This window comes from Bacillus sp. FSL R9-9492, assembly GCF_038007365.1.
Classification (GTDB): Bacteria; Bacillota; Bacilli; order Bacillales; family Bacillaceae_G; genus Bacillus_A; species Bacillus_A mycoides.
The window spans coordinates 4,351,321-4,367,587 of sequence record NZ_JBBOXC010000001.1; the positions used below are offsets into that span (position 1 = coordinate 4,351,321).

17 protein-coding genes and 1 tRNA gene are annotated in these 16,267 nt (G+C 36.4%); 4 read left to right on the forward strand and 14 right to left on the reverse strand.

Annotation, left to right across the window (positions count from 1 at the left end):
* Positions 1 to 177 precede the first annotated feature (177 nt).
* The 9 genes from pstB to MKY70_RS22360 form a co-directional block, all read right to left on the reverse strand.
* Positions 178 to 993 carry a phosphate ABC transporter ATP-binding protein gene (pstB, locus tag MKY70_RS22320; RefSeq protein WP_088034255.1) on the reverse strand — a complete coding sequence of 272 codons (816 nt, stop codon included), beginning with the start codon at positions 991 to 993 and terminating at the stop codon, positions 178 to 180.
* Positions 994 to 1,021: 28 nt separating this feature from the next.
* A complete protein-coding gene (gene pstA, locus MKY70_RS22325) occupies positions 1,022 to 1,888 on the reverse strand; it encodes a phosphate ABC transporter permease PstA (protein WP_088034253.1) in 867 nt (288 codons plus the stop codon).
* Position 1,889: 1 nt separating this feature from the next.
* Entirely contained in the window at positions 1,890 to 2,840 is a 951-nt protein-coding gene (pstC, locus tag MKY70_RS22330) for a phosphate ABC transporter permease subunit PstC (RefSeq protein WP_088034251.1), read from the reverse strand.
* A 27-nt stretch (positions 2,841 to 2,867) separates the two neighbouring features.
* On the reverse strand, positions 2,868 to 3,785 hold the full coding sequence (locus MKY70_RS22335) for a PstS family phosphate ABC transporter substrate-binding protein (RefSeq protein ID WP_088034249.1): 918 nt from the start codon (positions 3,783 to 3,785) through the stop codon (positions 2,868 to 2,870).
* A gap of 522 nt (positions 3,786 to 4,307) precedes the next feature.
* Positions 4,308 to 6,440, reverse strand: coding sequence for a peptidoglycan D,D-transpeptidase FtsI family protein (locus tag MKY70_RS22340; RefSeq protein ID WP_088034247.1), 2,133 nt, complete (start codon positions 6,438 to 6,440; stop codon positions 4,308 to 4,310).
* 109 nt (positions 6,441 to 6,549) lie between these two features.
* Positions 6,550 to 7,827, reverse strand: a complete 1,278-nt coding sequence (locus MKY70_RS22345) for an MFS transporter (RefSeq protein ID WP_002015154.1) — start codon at positions 7,825 to 7,827, stop codon at positions 6,550 to 6,552.
* Between the two features lie 122 nt (positions 7,828 to 7,949).
* Positions 7,950 to 8,561, reverse strand: coding sequence for a superoxide dismutase [Mn] (gene sodA, locus MKY70_RS22350; RefSeq protein ID WP_001052029.1), 612 nt, complete (start codon positions 8,559 to 8,561; stop codon positions 7,950 to 7,952).
* Between the two features lie 223 nt (positions 8,562 to 8,784).
* Positions 8,785 to 8,858, reverse strand: a tRNA-Ile gene (locus MKY70_RS22355).
* A 28-nt stretch (positions 8,859 to 8,886) separates the two neighbouring features.
* Positions 8,887 to 9,078 carry a hypothetical protein gene (locus tag MKY70_RS22360; RefSeq protein WP_002034057.1) on the reverse strand — a complete coding sequence of 64 codons (192 nt, stop codon included), beginning with the start codon at positions 9,076 to 9,078 and terminating at the stop codon, positions 8,887 to 8,889.
* Between the two features lie 19 nt (positions 9,079 to 9,097).
* Between MKY70_RS22360 and yqgB the strand changes: the two genes are divergently transcribed.
* The 3 genes from yqgB to ispG all read left to right on the forward strand — a co-directional run bounded on the left by yqgB (position 9,098) and on the right by ispG (position 11,571).
* Positions 9,098 to 9,865, forward strand: a complete 768-nt coding sequence (gene yqgB, locus MKY70_RS22365) for a protein YqgB (RefSeq protein WP_002034056.1) — start codon at positions 9,098 to 9,100, stop codon at positions 9,863 to 9,865.
* Between the two features lie 65 nt (positions 9,866 to 9,930).
* Complete coding sequence (locus MKY70_RS22370; protein WP_002129120.1) at positions 9,931 to 10,296, forward strand: hypothetical protein; 366 nt, start codon at positions 9,931 to 9,933, stop codon at positions 10,294 to 10,296.
* A gap of 165 nt (positions 10,297 to 10,461) precedes the next feature.
* On the forward strand, positions 10,462 to 11,571 hold the full coding sequence (gene ispG / locus MKY70_RS22375; RefSeq protein ID WP_162208025.1) for a flavodoxin-dependent (E)-4-hydroxy-3-methylbut-2-enyl-diphosphate synthase: 1,110 nt from the start codon (positions 10,462 to 10,464) through the stop codon (positions 11,569 to 11,571).
* A gap of 84 nt (positions 11,572 to 11,655) precedes the next feature.
* Here the strand turns inward: ispG and MKY70_RS22380 are convergent, their stop codons facing one another.
* The 4 genes from MKY70_RS22380 to MKY70_RS22395 form a co-directional block, all read right to left on the reverse strand.
* Complete coding sequence (locus MKY70_RS22380) at positions 11,656 to 12,069, reverse strand: Fur family transcriptional regulator (protein ID WP_002015164.1); 414 nt, start codon at positions 12,067 to 12,069, stop codon at positions 11,656 to 11,658.
* A gap of 13 nt (positions 12,070 to 12,082) precedes the next feature.
* The gene (locus tag MKY70_RS22385) at positions 12,083 to 12,916 is read right to left on the reverse strand and encodes a metal ABC transporter permease (RefSeq protein ID WP_002015165.1); all 834 of its coding nucleotides are present in this window, start codon (positions 12,914 to 12,916) and stop codon (positions 12,083 to 12,085) included.
* Positions 12,916 to 13,686, reverse strand: coding sequence for a metal ABC transporter ATP-binding protein (locus MKY70_RS22390; protein WP_002015167.1), 771 nt, complete (start codon positions 13,684 to 13,686; stop codon positions 12,916 to 12,918). The genes MKY70_RS22385 and MKY70_RS22390 overlap by 1 nt, the downstream gene beginning before the upstream one ends.
* 180 nt (positions 13,687 to 13,866) lie before the next feature.
* Complete coding sequence (locus MKY70_RS22395) at positions 13,867 to 14,745, reverse strand: YitT family protein (RefSeq protein WP_002015168.1); 879 nt, start codon at positions 14,743 to 14,745, stop codon at positions 13,867 to 13,869.
* Positions 14,746 to 14,896: 151 nt separating this feature from the next.
* On the opposite strand from MKY70_RS22395, the gene MKY70_RS22400 reads away from it, so the two are divergent.
* A complete protein-coding gene (locus MKY70_RS22400; RefSeq protein ID WP_002088657.1) occupies positions 14,897 to 15,151 on the forward strand; it encodes a DUF2624 domain-containing protein in 255 nt (84 codons plus the stop codon).
* A gap of 19 nt (positions 15,152 to 15,170) precedes the next feature.
* On the opposite strand, the gene MKY70_RS22405 is transcribed toward MKY70_RS22400, so the two are convergent.
* The gene (locus tag MKY70_RS22405) at positions 15,171 to 16,067 is read right to left on the reverse strand and encodes a deoxyribonuclease IV (protein ID WP_002167660.1); all 897 of its coding nucleotides are present in this window, start codon (positions 16,065 to 16,067) and stop codon (positions 15,171 to 15,173) included.
* Between the last annotated feature and the right edge of the window lie 200 nt (positions 16,068 to 16,267).

Genomic DNA, 16,267 nt, shown 5'->3' on the forward strand with positions numbered 1-16,267 from the left:
CGAGTTTTGAGTTGGGAGTTTTACTGCCCGTTAATGCGGGATAAATCCCCTACCCAGCCTCTTGTACGTTTATTAAGCCTTGAGAAAAGAGAAATATTACTCCCCTATTTAAAATGAGGTAAAAATGAGAAATGCCCTCTGTTAAGAGGGCATTTACTCTTAGCCTTGCTAGCGATATCAACCAAATCGTCCTGTAATGTAGTCTTCTGTACGCTTATCTGCAGGTGTTGTAAATAATTTGTTCGTATCTGTATATTCCACAACTTCTCCACTTAAGAAGAAAGCGGTTTTATCTGAAATACGTGCTGCTTGTTGCATGTTGTGCGTCACGATAACAATACTAAAGTCTTTCTTTAACTCCTGAATTAGCTCTTCTACTTTTGATGTTGAAATTGGATCTAGCGCCGATGTTGGTTCATCCATTAAAATTACGTCTGGCTCAATCGCTAAGCAGCGTGCAATACATAGGCGCTGTTGCTGTCCACCAGATAAACCGTATGCATTATCGTGCAAACGATCTTTTAACTCATCCCAAATAGCTGCTCCGCGTAAGCTTTTCTCAACGATTTCATCAAGTGTTTTTTTGTCACGAACGCCATGGATTTTCGGGCCATATGCTACATTTTCATAAATAGATTTTGGGAATGGATTTGGCTTTTGGAACACCATTCCCACATGCGTACGCAATTCTTCAACCGGATATGACTTTTCGAATATGTTTCGTTCTCTATATTCGATAACGCCCGTAGTTCGAACGATAGGCACTAACTCTACCATACGATTTAGTGTTTTTAAGTACGTTGATTTACCACAACCACTTGGACCGATAATCGCTGTTACTTCATTCTCATGAATACTTAAGTTGATATCTTTTAAAGCATGGTCTTCTCCGTACCATAAATTTAAATTTTTCGTATCAAATACTATTTTTTTTGGTGCTGTCTCAATCTTTTTCTCGTTTTTCACCTGTACATTTACTACTGTTGCTACCATTTGAATTCCCCTTTCATCCACTTCCAACTTATTTTCGATTTCGTAACCATAAGACAAATATATTTATAAAGAGCAACAATCCTAGCAAAACAATCATCCCAGCTGCTGCTACATACTGAAATTCTTCTTGTGGTCTACTCATCCAATTAAAAATTTGAATTGGTAAAACCGTAAATCTATCAAACATACTAAACGGAACATAATTTGCAAAGGCAAGGGCCCCAATAACTAATAATGGTGCTGCCTCACCAATTGCTCTCGATACCGCTAACGTACATCCCGTTACAATCCCTGGCAAAGCGACTGGCAATACAATTTGATACATCGTTTGCCATTTCGTAGCACCTAATCCGTAAGAAGCCTCTAGTAATGAGCTCGGCACAGTTCTAATCGCTTCTTGACTAGCTACAACAACAGTTGGTAAGACGAGTAAACTCATCGTCAGTGCCGCTGCAATTATGCTCTCTCCTAAATGGAGAGCGTATACGAAAATAGTTAATCCGAGTAAACCAAACACAACGGAAGGTACCCCTGCTAATGTTTGATTATTTAATTCAATTAACTTTTTAAAAACGGACTCCTTCGCATAATGCTCTAAATAAAGAGCTGTTCCGACTCCAAATATAAAAGAGACCGGTATAACAATGCTCATAAATAGTATTGTTCCTGACAAAGCAGCGACAATCCCAGCTTCTTTCGGATTACGTGAGGCGAAGTTTGTAAAGAAATCTATTGAAAGATAACTTATACCTTTTTCAAAAATTTGAAAAAGCAATATAAAAAGTATTACTACTGAAAACAAAATTGCTATATAAAACAAACACTTGTAAATCCGATCCTTTAAAAAACGCGATGCCATATTTTCTTGTATTTTTTTATGGTTTAACATTCGCATATTATGTCACCCTCCTAAAACGGCGCATAATATATTGCGAAATGATATTCATAATAAAAGTAAACATAAATAACGTTGCACCTACAGCATACATGCTGTAATAAGTAATCGTTCCGTGCGGAGCATCACCTAAACTCACTTGTACAATATAGGCTGTTAATGTTTGAATAGAATGAGTCGGATCTATCGATACATTAGGTGTTGATCCAGCTGCAATAACAACAATCATCGTTTCACCAATTGCCCTGGAAGCTGCTAATATAATCGCTGCCATTATGCCCGTAAAAGCCGATGGAAACACCACTTGTTTTACCATCTCAAAACGAGTCGCTCCTAGCGCTAATGAGGCTTCTTTAATTCCTTTTTCTACAGCCCTCATCGCATCTTCAGAGAGAGACGCAATCGTCGGGATCATCATGAACCCTATAACAATACCCGGACTAATAGCATTAAAAAACTGCAAATCTGGTATAACGCGTTGTAAAAGTGGTGTGACAACTGTTAACGCGAAAAAACCATATACAATTGTCGGGATGCCTGCTAGTAGCTCTAACAACGGTTTTAATATTTTCCGAGCGCCATTCGAAGCGTATTCGCTTAAAAACACGGCACAACCTAAACCAATAGGAATTGCTACGAACATGGCAATTGCTGTTACAAGGATTGTTCCACATATAAGTGGTAATATACCGAATTTTGGATCTTCAAAAAAAGGTAACCATTCCTTCTCTGTCAAAAAAGAATACAATGATATCTTTTGAAAAAACATGATTGTTTCATTTGCCAGCGTAATAATAATTCCAAGTGTCGTTACAATGGACACGCTAGCAATGGCTTTTAGTATTAACGGAACAATTCGATTGATTCGCTGCGTTTTTTTTCTTCTATTTGTATTTCTCTCAATCAAATGTTGTACAGAAAATGTAATTTGACTTTTGTCATTATGAGCCAAAGATGAAAACCCCTTTCCACCCTGACATTACCTTTTTATTTCTGTTAACATTCGCAGCTGTTCATTATATTTTTCTTTTGGTAATTTTACATATCCGACCTCTTCAGCAAGGCTTCCAACATGCTTAATCATAAACTCAACATAATTTGCTACATTAATTTTATTTCTGATAGATGCATGATTCACATACGTAAATAGCGGCCTAGATAATGGCTTATACGTACCCGACTGAATGGTCTCTTTCGTTGGAAATACACCATCCACCTGTATTGCTTTTACCTTATCTCGATTGGCCATATAATAAGCATATCCTACAAAAGCAATGGCATTTTTATCATTCATTACCCCTTGCATAATAACTTGATCGTCTTCAGACAAAGAAACCGTTTTTACAAGGCGATTATTTTGTAAGACAACATTTTGGAAATAATCATAAGTACCAGAGTCTACGCCTGGCGCATAAAATTCAACTTGTTCACGAGGCCATGATGAATGAATTTGTGACCATCGTTTCAATCTTCCATTTTCACTCCATAATAGACGTAACTCGTCTATCGTCATATTGTTTACCCACGTATTTTGACGATTCACAACAATCGTTAGACCGTCATAAGCAACCTCAAATGGTGTAAATTGAATGGATTTTTTCTGCATTGCATTTTCTTCTACCGGTTTCATCAATCTCGAAGCATTGTTTATATCTACTTCTCCTTTACTGAAACGATTAAATCCTCCTCCTGTCCCAGAAATACTAATAGAAATTTTCACGTTTGGATGGGCCTTTGTATATTCCTCTGCTACTGCCTCTATAATAGGAAAAACCGTTGAGGATCCATCAACTCTCACTTCTCCCATTTCATTTGTAGCGAATGCAGTAGACATATTAAAACAAAGGAAACATGTCGATAATGTCAAAACTTTAATCGATGTGCTCATCCATTTCACGTGTTCTTCCTCCTAGAAGTAACCGGAAATAACAGGATTACAGATATAAGAATACTGCTAAACTATTAATTCGGTTTTAATTATTTGTAAAAGTTTTGTAAAGTCCCACAAAAACAACTGTATACACAAACTTTATTTTCACTTTTGTACTTTAGATGCAGGAAATTTTCTAATCATCCATAAAGCGAAACTTTAATCAGTGGGGGTTTTGTTCATCCCCCCACTGATTATTAGCCCTCACCAATCGGGCGTTTACGGGCAGCAGGGCTCCCACCTAACTTCTTTGCTCCAGCTGAATTTTGAGGTGGGAGTTTTACCGCCCTCAAACGCGGGATAAAACTGCTATCGCCTATCACACAAGACAAACTTAGAGCGTATGCACTAATCTTGTTGTGTTCATCGTTTTTGAAACTACATGTTTTTTCAATATTTTATGCTTGTCCACATTTACTAAACCATATGCGTAAGGCATAAAAAAAAGCACACTATCTTTTCAGATAGTGTGCTTTTTTTACAACTTTTTTATTCATCATCTTGTACATTACTTTTTTTCTCTTTTTCATCTTTTGGAGCTTCACCAGTTAATGCTTGTTTTTTCAAATCAAAGTAAGCGTCCATTATTTCACGACCAATATATCCATTAATCCCTGTTTTATCATCATGTACCCACGGCACAACAACAGAAAATGCTACTTCTGGATCTTCGAGCGGGGCATAACCTACTAATGTTAAGTTATAAGTCTCCACACGCTGACCATCTGCTTTTTTACCAATCTCTTTATCTCCGCCATATACAGTTTGCGCTGTACCAGTTTTCCCTGCAGCTTTATATGGTGCACCTGCAAAGTATTTTGTAGCTGTACCACCTGAATCGTTAAACACTTGTCTAAATCCTTCTTGAACACGTTTAATTTGTGATTCAGGCATATCAACACGATTTAATACTTTCGGTTCCATGGATTGAACAACTTTTCCAACTTCCTCGGGCTTCGCCGATGGCTGACGAATTTCCTTTACAACTTGCGGTTGCATACGATATCCACCATTCGCAATCGTCGAAATATATTGTGCTAATTGAAGCGGTGTATACGTATCATACTGTCCGATTGATAAATCTAATAAGAAACCTGGTTGATTTCCTCTACCCATTTGACCAGCAGTTTCATTCGGCAAATCAATTCCTGTTTTCACACCAAGTCCAAACTGGCCAAAATAGTAACGCATAGTATCGAATGCTTTTTGCGGGATATCTAACGTACCGCCTCGTACGTATGGAACCCCAGCGATATTCATCGCTGTTTTAAACATATAAACGTTAGAAGACATTTTTAACGCTGTAAGGTCATTAATATACCCCATCGTTTTCCAAGATGACTTCATAGGTGTCCCTTTTAATTTAATCGGTTCATCTAACTGTACAGATCCAGGTTGAATCGCACCAGTTTGATATCCCGTAAGTACTGTCGCACCTTTTACAGTTGAACCCATCGGATAAGAACTCGTCATCGTTCCTAATGCGAAATCATTTACTTTCGTTTGACCATCTTCGTTAACTAATTGTTTCCCCGCCATAGATAAAACTTCACCATTTTTCGGGTTCATCATTACAACGAATGCACGGTCTAAAAGAGGTTCGCTCCCTTTAAATCTCATTAAGTTTTTCGCAAGAATTTCTTCTACGCGCTTTTGTAATTCCATATCGATTGTTAAATTCAGATCGTTACCTCGTTGTCCTTGTGACACATTAATAGTTTCTAAAATATTTCCGTCTTTATCTGTAACATTTCTCACTTCGGATTTTGTACCGTGTAAACTATCTTCATATTGTTGCTCAAGGTAACTTTTCCCTACGCGATCATTACGATTATAATCGCGAACAAGGTAGTAATCTAATCGCTCTCTCGGTAACCCTTCATCAGCAGTCGTTACACCACCAAGTACACTTCGGAACGTATCATCATACTTATATTTTCGTTCCCAGTCGACATTTGTATCTACACCTGGTAATTTCGCTAAATTTTCACTAATAATCGCATATTCTTCCGGTGTTGCATCTTTTTTAACGATTTGCGGCGTCATTGCATATCCGCTTTCCATCTTACTTTTAATTGCCAGTATTTCTAAATCTTTTGCTGAAAATTGACTAATCTCTTCTTCTGTTACACGATTTCGTTGACGTTCATCTAGTTCTTTATCTTCAATTTTATTCGCTTTAAAATCTTCACGATCTTTTTTTGTGATTTTTGCTTCTGCTTCTTCTTTATGTAAAGCAAGCCAATAATCTTTCTTATCGCGATCTGTTAACTTATCTGTTGGGACTTCAATTAAATCTGCTAACTTTTTCGCCGTTTCTAAGCGATCTGCTGCAGTTGATCCCTTCATTTTTGTAAATGTAATTGTACGAATAGGCTCATTATCTACGACCGCTTCTCCATTACGATCAAATATTTTCCCGCGTGGTACAGGATTGCTTATCGTTGAATTTTCTTTTTTCTCAACTTCATTTTTATATTCCTCGCCACGAACAATTTGTACGTATCCAAGCCTTACAATAACCGCGGAGAACATTAAAAACACGCAAAAAAACAACACGTTTAACCGAAAGGGAACGTGGGTTTTTTTCTTTGTCTGGTTCTTTTTCTGCTTCTTGCTCATACAAACCCCCTCTACCAACAGCTATGTAATGTGAAAGGGACACCTTCATACAGGTGCCCTCACTGCTGTCTTACATCTTTTTCTATTCTAGCATAAAACAAACGATAAGTTAACCTTCTGGTTCAGTTTGATTCTGTGTGCTCCCTTGCGCTACAACACTGGTTTTGTTCACATTCCCCTCATCATATTTGACATTTTTAACTGCAAAATAAATAAGGAAATGTCCAGCTCCTAAAATACATAGTAAGAAAGGTAAACTTTTTTCAGGCGGAAAAAATATGACAGCACATAAAAAACTTAAAATGGAACAAATTCTTCCAGCATTTAACCATAATTCCCTGACCACTATATATTCTACACGCCATTCTCTCGCCTGTTTTGCTCTACCAATTACATCGTATGTCATGGAGCCGTACGGAACGAGTAAAATAGGATATGCAACCGCAATACATGCTGCATAAATAAGTAATTTCGTATATGTAACATTAAAAATAACTAAAAATACAACCGCGTATAAAATAATACCGCCAAGTAAAATTGCTTTTTTTCGCCATTCTTTCTTTAACATACGGGCAACTAAATAATAGCATACAAATGATACTGCAGAATTCACTAAACTATATTTCCCTAGTGCTAACTCGCTACCAGATGCTAAATAGACATATACCGAAATAACGAAAATAAACGTTCCCTCTCTCAAACCTTGGAAGAAATGAGCGCGCGTAATTCTTCCCCAGTTTTCATCAACTTGCCGCTCTTTCAATACTTGCACAATTTCATAGCGTCCTTCACATTCCCTCTTCGATAAAAAAAAGCTTAGAACGACTGCAACCGCAAATAGCATTAACGAGAGGAAGAAAACGACAGTATAACCACTCCATTTTTCCATACGTGAAATTGTATATCCTGCTGCTATCGGTCCAATCATTCCAGAGAACGATGTAAGAAGTCCTAGAAAACCGTTAAAAAAATCTCTTGTTTCTGGTTCTGTAATCTCAAATGTTAACAAGTTAAAAGCGAGCCAATAAAAACCATAACCAACTCCTAAAAGGGCTCCCATTAATAAAATATAGTGAGATGCACTTTTTCCCGCTACTAAAACGACGATAAAAAAAACAGCTAACGTGCCTACACCGATTCTCAATAAAATCGAGCGATCAATACGTTTCGCTAATTTCCCGCCCACAAGAAATGTTAGAGGCTGCAATACAACGCTGGCCAAATTATACAAGCCCAGATTCACATAATTTTGTGTTTGCTTCCATAAATAAATGTTTACAAACGTATTCGATAAAGAAATTGCGAGCGTGTATAAACCTCCTATAACGAGCAATAATACTAAATCCCGATTCACTTCAACATCACCGATTACATGTTTCCACTTCATACACAACTCTCCTTTACTTCATGTTCTAGTCTTCCAAAAACAAGCTCAATTATGTAAAAGGAGAACATAGAAAAAAGCTAGGAGAAAACCCCCTAGCTTTTTTCTAGCTGTATTAACTTTAATTATTTTGCTTCTTGGTAAAGTTTTTCAGCAACGTTCCAATCTACAACGTTCCAGAATGCACCGATGTAGTCAGGACGACGGTTTTGGTAATTTAAGTAGTAAGCATGCTCCCAAACATCTAAACCGATAACTGGAGTTTTACCTTCAGTTAGAGGAGAATCTTGGTTTGGAGTGCTTGTTACTTCTAACTCACCATTGTTTACTACTAACCAAGCCCAACCAGAACCGAAGCGAGTTGCGCCAGCTTTTGCGAATTCTGCTTTGAATGCATCGAAGCTACCGAATTTCGCTTCAATCGCAGTTGCAAGTTCGCCTACTGGTTGTCCCCCGCCGTTTGGAGATAGGATTGTCCAGAAGAATGTATGGTTAGCATGTCCGCCACCATTGTTACGTACTGCTGTACGGATTGCTTCAGGTACTTCGTTTAAGTTTGCAACTAATTCTTCAACGCTTTTGTCAGCTAATTCTGCATGACCTTCTAAAGCAGCGTTTAAGTTTGTAATATACGTGTTGTGATGTTTTGTATGATGGATGTTCATTGTTTCTTTATCAAAGTGAGGTTCTAAAGCATCATACGCATAAGGTAAATTTGGTAATTCGTGTTTTGCCATTGTTATATTCCTCCCGGTTTATGTATTGTCACTACATATGTGACCTACAACTTCATTCTACCCTAATTGCCATAGGGTGCAAACAAATAAATCGCTTTGTCTTGCTATCATTAAAGTAGCAAAATTCCCACTTCTTTTCAATTAAAATGCTCATATATTCCGAAAAAAAGCTTCCTTCTACAAGGAAGCTTCCTGCTGACATAATAAACATATGAAATGGATATGGACCCTGTAGGACTCGAACCTACGACCGGACGGTTATGAGCCGTCTGCTCTAACCAACTGAGCTAAGGGTCCACGATTATGTATGTACCATTAAAAACAACTAAATTCCAATCGGATATATCGTTTGAAAAATGTAAGATAAATTTACCATATACGAAAGAAAAGTGTCAATTGTATTTTTCTCTACTAAAAGAAGTAAATTAATAAGAAGGAATTTAGTCCTCTCTACTATATGTAAATATAATATATCTTGAGCTTCTCTAGATTCGTACGTTACAATGATTTTATACATACATAAAGGAAGTGAATCTATGTCCATTTTTACACAGCTAGCAAAAAGCGTATATTCGCCTAAAGATATGGCGCTTTTCCGTTTTCAAAAAATCGGTAAAACCATTTTGTATATTATGCTTCTTTGCCTAATCACTACTATTCCAAGAACTTTCTTGTACGGTAGCGTTATTCAAGATGGTGTTAACATGGTAAATAAAGTAATCGAAAAAGATTTACCTGATTTTAAAATTGAAAATGGCGAGCTAACAGCTGATATTGATCAACCTATCGAAAAAGAAGATGGAAATGCCCTTTTCGTATTTGATCCAAATTCAACAGACTTAGAAAAATATCAAAATAAAACAGGTTTATTTGTTTTAAAAGATAAAGTAGTCTCCATGGGGAATGGTCAAACACAAACATACTCCTATAATGACTTATTAGGCGCATCTCTTGAGAAAAAAGATTTACAAGATTTCATTTCGTTATTTGACAGTATTTATCCAATCTTATTATTCGTTATTGGGTTCTTACTGTACTTGTTCCAATTATTTATTACCTTTGTAGGAGTTACATTGCTTGCCTTCATCGGTTCTGCGATGAGCGGTCAACGCAAATTATCTTATAAACAAGTTTGGACATTAACTGCTTACAGTTACACAATTCCAACAATCTTCTTTATGATTATGGATTTATTCAAAATAAACGTACCTGGCGCAACATTCATTTACATTGCAGTTGTTTTAATCGTTCTATACTTAACAATTAAAGAAGTTCCAAAGCCGAAAGAAAAACAAGAACTATAAAAAAATGCCTAAATAGGCATTTTTTTTTTGGACAAGCATATATTCCTAGCAAAGGAGTGAAGGATATGAAGAGATTAGGTGTACTCTTATTCGTGCTTGTCCTCGGTTATATATTTTATTACGACATAAAAATCGGTACTTTACCGATGTTAAGTTCATACAAAAAAACATCTGCTGCCCAAACGATAAAAAAAGAAAATACAGATACAAAACAAAATAAAGAGAAAGAAACAGAAAAAGAAACGGATACAGCTTATAAAGCAATCGAAGTAAAAACGGGCGATACAGTTCTTTCTATTACAGAAGCGATTAATAAGAAAAAAATTCCTTCTATTGAAAAAGTAATTGATGATTTTAAGCAATTAAATAAAAATACATCTGCTACAAAAATCCAAGTTGGAAAGTCTTATAAATTCCCCTTATATCAATAAGCAATCACTTAATCCTTGTCAATTACATAAAGGCGCTGATACAATAGTAAAAGTGAAACCGAGTACTTTGGTTTCTATAGCCCTTTCTCACACATACTATCATTGATGTAAGGGACTAAAATAAGAAACTTCTTTTATAAGGAGAGCGATCAATTCGTGAATGAAATGACTCAACGCACAAAAACACGTCCAGTTAAAGTCGGTAATTTAACAATTGGCGGTAACAATGAATTAATTATACAAAGTATGACGACAACAAAAACGCATGATGTTGAGGCTACAGTTGCTGAAATTAAACGTTTAGAAGAAGCTGGCTGTCAAGTTGTTCGTGTTGCTGTTCCAGACGAACGCGCAGCAAATGCTATTGCTGATATTAAAAAACAAATCAACATTCCACTTGTTGCTGATATTCATTTTGATTACCGCCTTGCTTTAAAAGCAATCGAAGGCGGCATTGATAAAGTACGTATCAATCCAGGTAACATTGGACGTCGCCATAAAGTAGAAGCTGTTGTAAATGCAGCGAAAGAGCGTGGCATTCCAATCCGTATCGGTGTAAATGCCGGCTCATTAGAACGTCATATTTTAGAAAAGTATGGATATCCAACTGCTGATGGTATGGTCGAGAGCGCACTGCACCATATTAAAATTTTAGAGGACTTAGATTTCCACGATATTATCGTATCAATGAAAGCCTCTGATGTTAACTTAGCAATTGAAGCATACGAAAAAGCTGCTCGCGCCTTTGATTATCCATTACATTTAGGTATTACAGAATCAGGAACATTGTTTGCTGGGACTGTAAAAAGCGCCGCCGGTCTTGGAGCAATTTTAAGTAAAGGCATCGGAAATACACTTCGTATCTCTTTAAGCGCTGATCCAGTTGAAGAAGTAAAAGTTGCACGTGAACTATTAAAATCATTCGGTCTTGCATCTAATGCCGCAACACTTATTTCTTGTCCAACTTGTGGTCGTATTGAAATCGACCTAATTAGCATTGCTAATGAAGTCGAAGAATACATCTCCACACTTAAAGTTCCAATTAAGGTTGCAGTACTCGGCTGTGCCGTAAACGGTCCTGGTGAAGCTCGTGAAGCTGACATCGGTATTGCCGGTGCACGCGGAGAAGGTTTATTATTCCGTAAAGGGCAAGTCGTTCGTAAAGTACCAGAAGAAACAATGGTAGAAGAACTGAAAAAAGAAATTGATGTAATCGCTGCTGAAATGGCTGCCGAACGAGAAAAAGAAAAAGAAAAAGAAAAACAAGAACAATAAAAAGAAGGTTGCCACAATTTTTGTGAGCAACCTTTTTTTACATTCAAATTAAAAACTCGTCAGTTATATAACTGACGAGCCCTCTCATTTTGCACATTTTGGGCAACGACCATATATTTCAAACTTATGCCCCGTTACCTCATAACCTTTAAAATCTTTATTCATAAAATCCATCGGGCAGGAATTAATCTCTTTCGTACCACCACAATCTAAACAAATGAAATGATGATGATGTTCCATAATGGAGCATGTAAAACGGAAATGCTTTTCACCATTTAATTCCGTTTGCTCTAAAACACCGACTTCAGCAAAAACCGTTAAGTTACGATAAATCGTATCAAAACTAAGTCCTGGATAATCACCCTTCATATGCTCTAAAACATCTTTCGCAGTTAAATAACGATTATGAGCTGCGAATAATCTCAGCATCTCTTCCCTTTTCCCCGTATGTTTGTATCCCTTTTCCTTCATTAGGCGTAAAGCTTCTGTTAGATTCATACCTATCCCTACTTTATGCAGTTTTTTTCTTCTTCCATAAAATTGCACCAATTAAAATAAGAACCGCTATCATAACAATTGTACCACCTGGAGCTAAATCAAGTTGATACGAAGCAAACATTCCACCAATTACTGCAATTTCACCAAATAAAATGGAAAAGAAAATTGTTTGTTTAAATCCTTTTGCAATACGAATACTTGCTGCAACTGGTAACGTCATTAAAGATGATACGAGAAGAACACCTACAACACGCATTGATACCGCAATTACAAGAGCAACTAATATAATGAAGATAAAGTGAATCCACTTTGCACTTAAACCGGTTGATACAGCGTATTCCTCATCAAATGATAGTAAAAACAACTCTTTGTATAATAAAACAATCGTCGCAATAACAACAATTGCTACTATACCAATAATAATTAAATCCGCACTTGTTACAGCACTTACACTACCAAATAAATAACTAAATAAATCCGTATTGAATCCATTAGCAAGTGAGATGAAGATAACTCCAATCCCCATCCCTGCTGAAAGTATAATCGGGATTGCTAACTCTTGATAATGTTTATATACAGTACGTAATTTTTCAATTAGCAATGCTCCACCGATTGAAAAAAACATCCCCATATATAAAGGGTTTAAAAACCCACCGGTAAAGATTGTCTTTTCAAGTAATAAACTTGCTGCAATTCCTGATAACGTCACATGACTTAATGCATCCGCAATAAGCGACATGCGGCGAATTACAACGAACACGCCGATAAGTGGTGCGACAAGCCCTATCAAAATACCAGCGTATAAGGAATTACGTAAAAAATCATATTGTAAAAAATCCTGTATCATTATATCCTCCCGTGATGCCCATGTTCATGTTCTAAGCGATGAACATGATGTCCATATAAAATCGACATTTCTGCATCTTCTAACTCTCGGAATTTCTCTACATTCCCATGGAAATGTAAATGCTGATTCAAACATGCAACATGCGTCACCTTCTCTGTCACAGCACCCATATCGTGCGTAACAAGAATTAACGTAATTCCCAATCTTTTGTTTAAATCCTCTAGTATCTCATAAAAACTTGCCACATTCTTCACATCAATCCCAACAGTAGGCTCGTCCAAAATAAGCAATTCCGGATCACTTACAAGTGCACGAGCAATAAATACACGCTGTTGTTGTCCACCAGAAAGTTCTCCAATGTTGCGACCTCGAAACTCGCTCATACCTACATCAGCAATCGCTTTTTCTACTTTCGCATTATCGTCTTTCGTAAAAAAGCGAAAAAGCCCTTTTTTCGAAACGAGCCCCATTGAAACAACCTCGAAAACAGTTGCCGGGAAACCTGAGTTAAAGCTACTTGCCTTTTGGGATACATAACCAACTTTATTCCACTCTTTAAATTTCTTACTATCAATGCCAAACAATCTAATACTTCCTTGCTTTGGTTTTAAAACACCCAATAAGCATTTAAGTAAAGTCGATTTCCCTGAACCATTCGGTCCAACTAAACCTAAAAAAGCTCCCTTCGGAACTTGCAAATTAATATCTTCTAACACGTTGCGATCTTCATACCGAAACGTTAATCCTTCTATTTCCAATATATTATTCATAGCATCTCACCTATTTTAATTCAGAATGATTCCGATTTATCTCTATTTGAATTATAGTACAGCTTATTATAGTTGTAAACCAATCTGCCTAAAATATATTCTTTATTTCAAGAAACCTTATTATTATAACAAAAAGCAGAGAATAATTCTCTGCTTTCAAAAGATATTACAATTAACTTTTTAGTGAATTGCTGATTTAAACTTACCACCATTTGTCTCTTGTGTATTCATAATCGTAACAAATGCGTTTTCATCAATTTCATGCACAATTGATTTTAACTTCGTCACTTCCAGACGTGTTACAACTGCATAAATAACTTCTTTTTCTTTATCTGTATAGCCACCTTTAGCAACAAGTTTTGTTGTTCCACGACCAAGGCGGTGTAAAATCGCATTTGATACTTCCTCATATTGATCCGATACTATTAAAACTGCTTTCGTTTCGTCTAATCCTTGAATTACCGTATCAATTGTTTTGAATGCGATATAGTACGTCATAACAGAATACATCGCTTGTTCAACACCAAAAACAAATGCTGCCCATGCAAAAATGAATAAGTTCACAAACATTACGAATTCACCAACAGAAAACGGTAATTTCTTCGTTAATAGAATTCCCATAATCTCGGTCCCATCTAACGATCCACCATGACGAATAACAAGTCCTACACCAATCCCTAAAATAAGACCGCCGAAAACTGTTGCTAAAATCGGCTCTGTTGTAAATGGCGGGATAGCATGCAACGTTGATTCAATAAATGCTAAAGCTACAATTCCAAATGCTGAAGATAACATGAATGTTTTTCCAATTTGCTTATACCCGGAGTACATAAAAGGAATGTTGAGGATAACAACTAAAGTAGAAAAGCTTAACCACCAAATATTAGGAGTAAGATAATCTAATATAAGAGAAATACCAATAATTCCACCATCAATAATTTTATTTGGCATTAAAAACAGTTCAATCGCTACCGCCGCACACGCTGCCCCAAAGACAATCATAACTAAACGATATACAAGATGAATAACACTTTCTTTTCGATGTTGCTTTTTTTCCATAAGTCCTCCTTATACTCTTTATCTATAGTTTTGTTCTTATATTATAACATAAGCTTCTTTTCCCCATTGAAAAAATGCACATTGATACGAATATGTACAAGCTATGCGTACATATATTTCGATAGAAGAACGTGTGAAGGAGGACAACACGATGAACCTCATTAAACAAATTGTGAACAAAAAATTAAATCATATTTCTACAAAAGAACTATTGAAATATAGTAAAGAATACGAAGTTCCAATCACAACTGCACAAGCTGATAAAATCGTTTTACTTATGAAAGGGAAAAACATTAACATTTACGATAATACCGAGCGACTAGATTTGTTAAAACAAATCGCTAAAGTAACTACTCCTGCCACTGCCCAACAAGTAAATATTTTATTTCAGCAGCTATTAAAATAAGGAGGGGAAAATCCCCTCCTTATTGCTCTTTAATTTTTTCAAGAATTCCTTCATCAAAAGTACCATTTTTCAGCATTTCGATTTCTAATTTATATGGTGGCTTCTTATCTTTTTTATCTTCACCTACATACGGCGTTTCAAGAATTTTTGGTACGTGCGTAAGTTGTGGGTGATGCACAATGTGATGCAATGCCTTATAGCCAATATGACCAAAACCAATATTTTCATGACGGTCTTTTCCAGCTCCGCGTACATTTTTGCTATCGTTAATATGAAGTACTTGTAAACGATTTATCCCAACAATTTTATCAAATTCGTTTAACACACCGTCAAAATCATTTACAAGGTCATAACCTGCATCATGCGTATGACACGTATCAAAACATACAGATAGTTTTTCATTATATTTCACACCATCAATAATTTTCGCAATTTCTTCAAAGCTACGACCGCATTCCGTTCCCTTTCCTGCCATCGTTTCTAACGCAATGTTAACCGTCTGCTCTGGCGTTAATACTTCATTAAGCCCTTTAATAATTTGTTGAATACCAGCATCCGCTCCTGCACCAACGTGCGCACCTGGGTGAAGAACGATTTGTTTCGCTACACCTAATGCCGATGTTCTTTCAATTTCCATGCGAAGGAAGTCTACACCTAATTGGAATGTTTCTGGCTTCGTCGTATTCCCAAGATTAATAATGTATGGCGCATGTACGATAATTTCTTCAATACCGTTTAGTTCCATATGTTTTCTTCCTGCTTCTATGTTCAATTCTTCAATTGGTTTTCTTCGTGTATTTTGCGGTGCACCTGTATAAATCATAAACGTCGTTGCACCGTATGAAACAGCCTCTTCACTTGCTGCTAATAACATTTTCTTACCACTCATAGAAACATGAGATCCAATCTTTAACATACAATCACCTCTTCAATATACAATAGATATAATGATAGCATAATTTGTAGAAATATGTAGCGAATTGTTTGTTCACACAAAAGGCACTACATGAATTAAACAGACTATTCAAACAATCTGAACTCTATACTTAAATTAACCCAATAAAGCGAAACTTTAGTCAACGTTTTTTCTACCCCACACTAATTATTAGTCTACAT

Excerpts from the sequence above, each read along its gene's own strand:
- pstB (WP_088034255.1), bottom strand. The coding sequence starts at position 993 with ATGGTAGCAACAGTAGTAAATGTACAGGTGAAAAACGAGAAAAAGATT.
- pstA (WP_088034253.1), bottom strand. The coding sequence starts at position 1,888 with ATGCGAATGTTAAACCATAAAAAAATACAAGAAAATATGGCATCGCGT.
- MKY70_RS22340 (WP_088034247.1), bottom strand. The coding sequence starts at position 6,440 with ATGAGCAAGAAGCAGAAAAAGAACCAGACAAAGAAAAAAACCCACGTT.
- MKY70_RS22345 (WP_002015154.1), bottom strand. The coding sequence starts at position 7,827 with ATGAAGTGGAAACATGTAATCGGTGATGTTGAAGTGAATCGGGATTTA.
- sodA (WP_001052029.1), bottom strand. The coding sequence starts at position 8,561 with ATGGCAAAACACGAATTACCAAATTTACCTTATGCGTATGATGCTTTA.
- MKY70_RS22360 (WP_002034057.1), bottom strand. The coding sequence starts at position 9,078 with ATGTATAAAATCATTGTAACGTACGAATCTAGAGAAGCTCAAGATATA.
- yqgB (WP_002034056.1), top strand. The coding sequence starts at position 9,098 with ATGTCCATTTTTACACAGCTAGCAAAAAGCGTATATTCGCCTAAAGAT.
- MKY70_RS22370 (WP_002129120.1), top strand. The coding sequence starts at position 9,931 with ATGAAGAGATTAGGTGTACTCTTATTCGTGCTTGTCCTCGGTTATATA.
- ispG (WP_162208025.1), top strand. The coding sequence starts at position 10,462 with ATGACTCAACGCACAAAAACACGTCCAGTTAAAGTCGGTAATTTAACA.
- MKY70_RS22380 (WP_002015164.1), bottom strand. The coding sequence starts at position 12,069 with ATGAATCTAACAGAAGCTTTACGCCTAATGAAGGAAAAGGGATACAAA.
- MKY70_RS22385 (WP_002015165.1), bottom strand. The coding sequence starts at position 12,916 with ATGATACAGGATTTTTTACAATATGATTTTTTACGTAATTCCTTATAC.
- MKY70_RS22390 (WP_002015167.1), bottom strand. The coding sequence starts at position 13,686 with ATGAATAATATATTGGAAATAGAAGGATTAACGTTTCGGTATGAAGAT.
- MKY70_RS22395 (WP_002015168.1), bottom strand. The coding sequence starts at position 14,745 with ATGGAAAAAAAGCAACATCGAAAAGAAAGTGTTATTCATCTTGTATAT.
- MKY70_RS22400 (WP_002088657.1), top strand. The coding sequence starts at position 14,897 with ATGAACCTCATTAAACAAATTGTGAACAAAAAATTAAATCATATTTCT.
- MKY70_RS22405 (WP_002167660.1), bottom strand. The coding sequence starts at position 16,067 with ATGTTAAAGATTGGATCTCATGTTTCTATGAGTGGTAAGAAAATGTTA.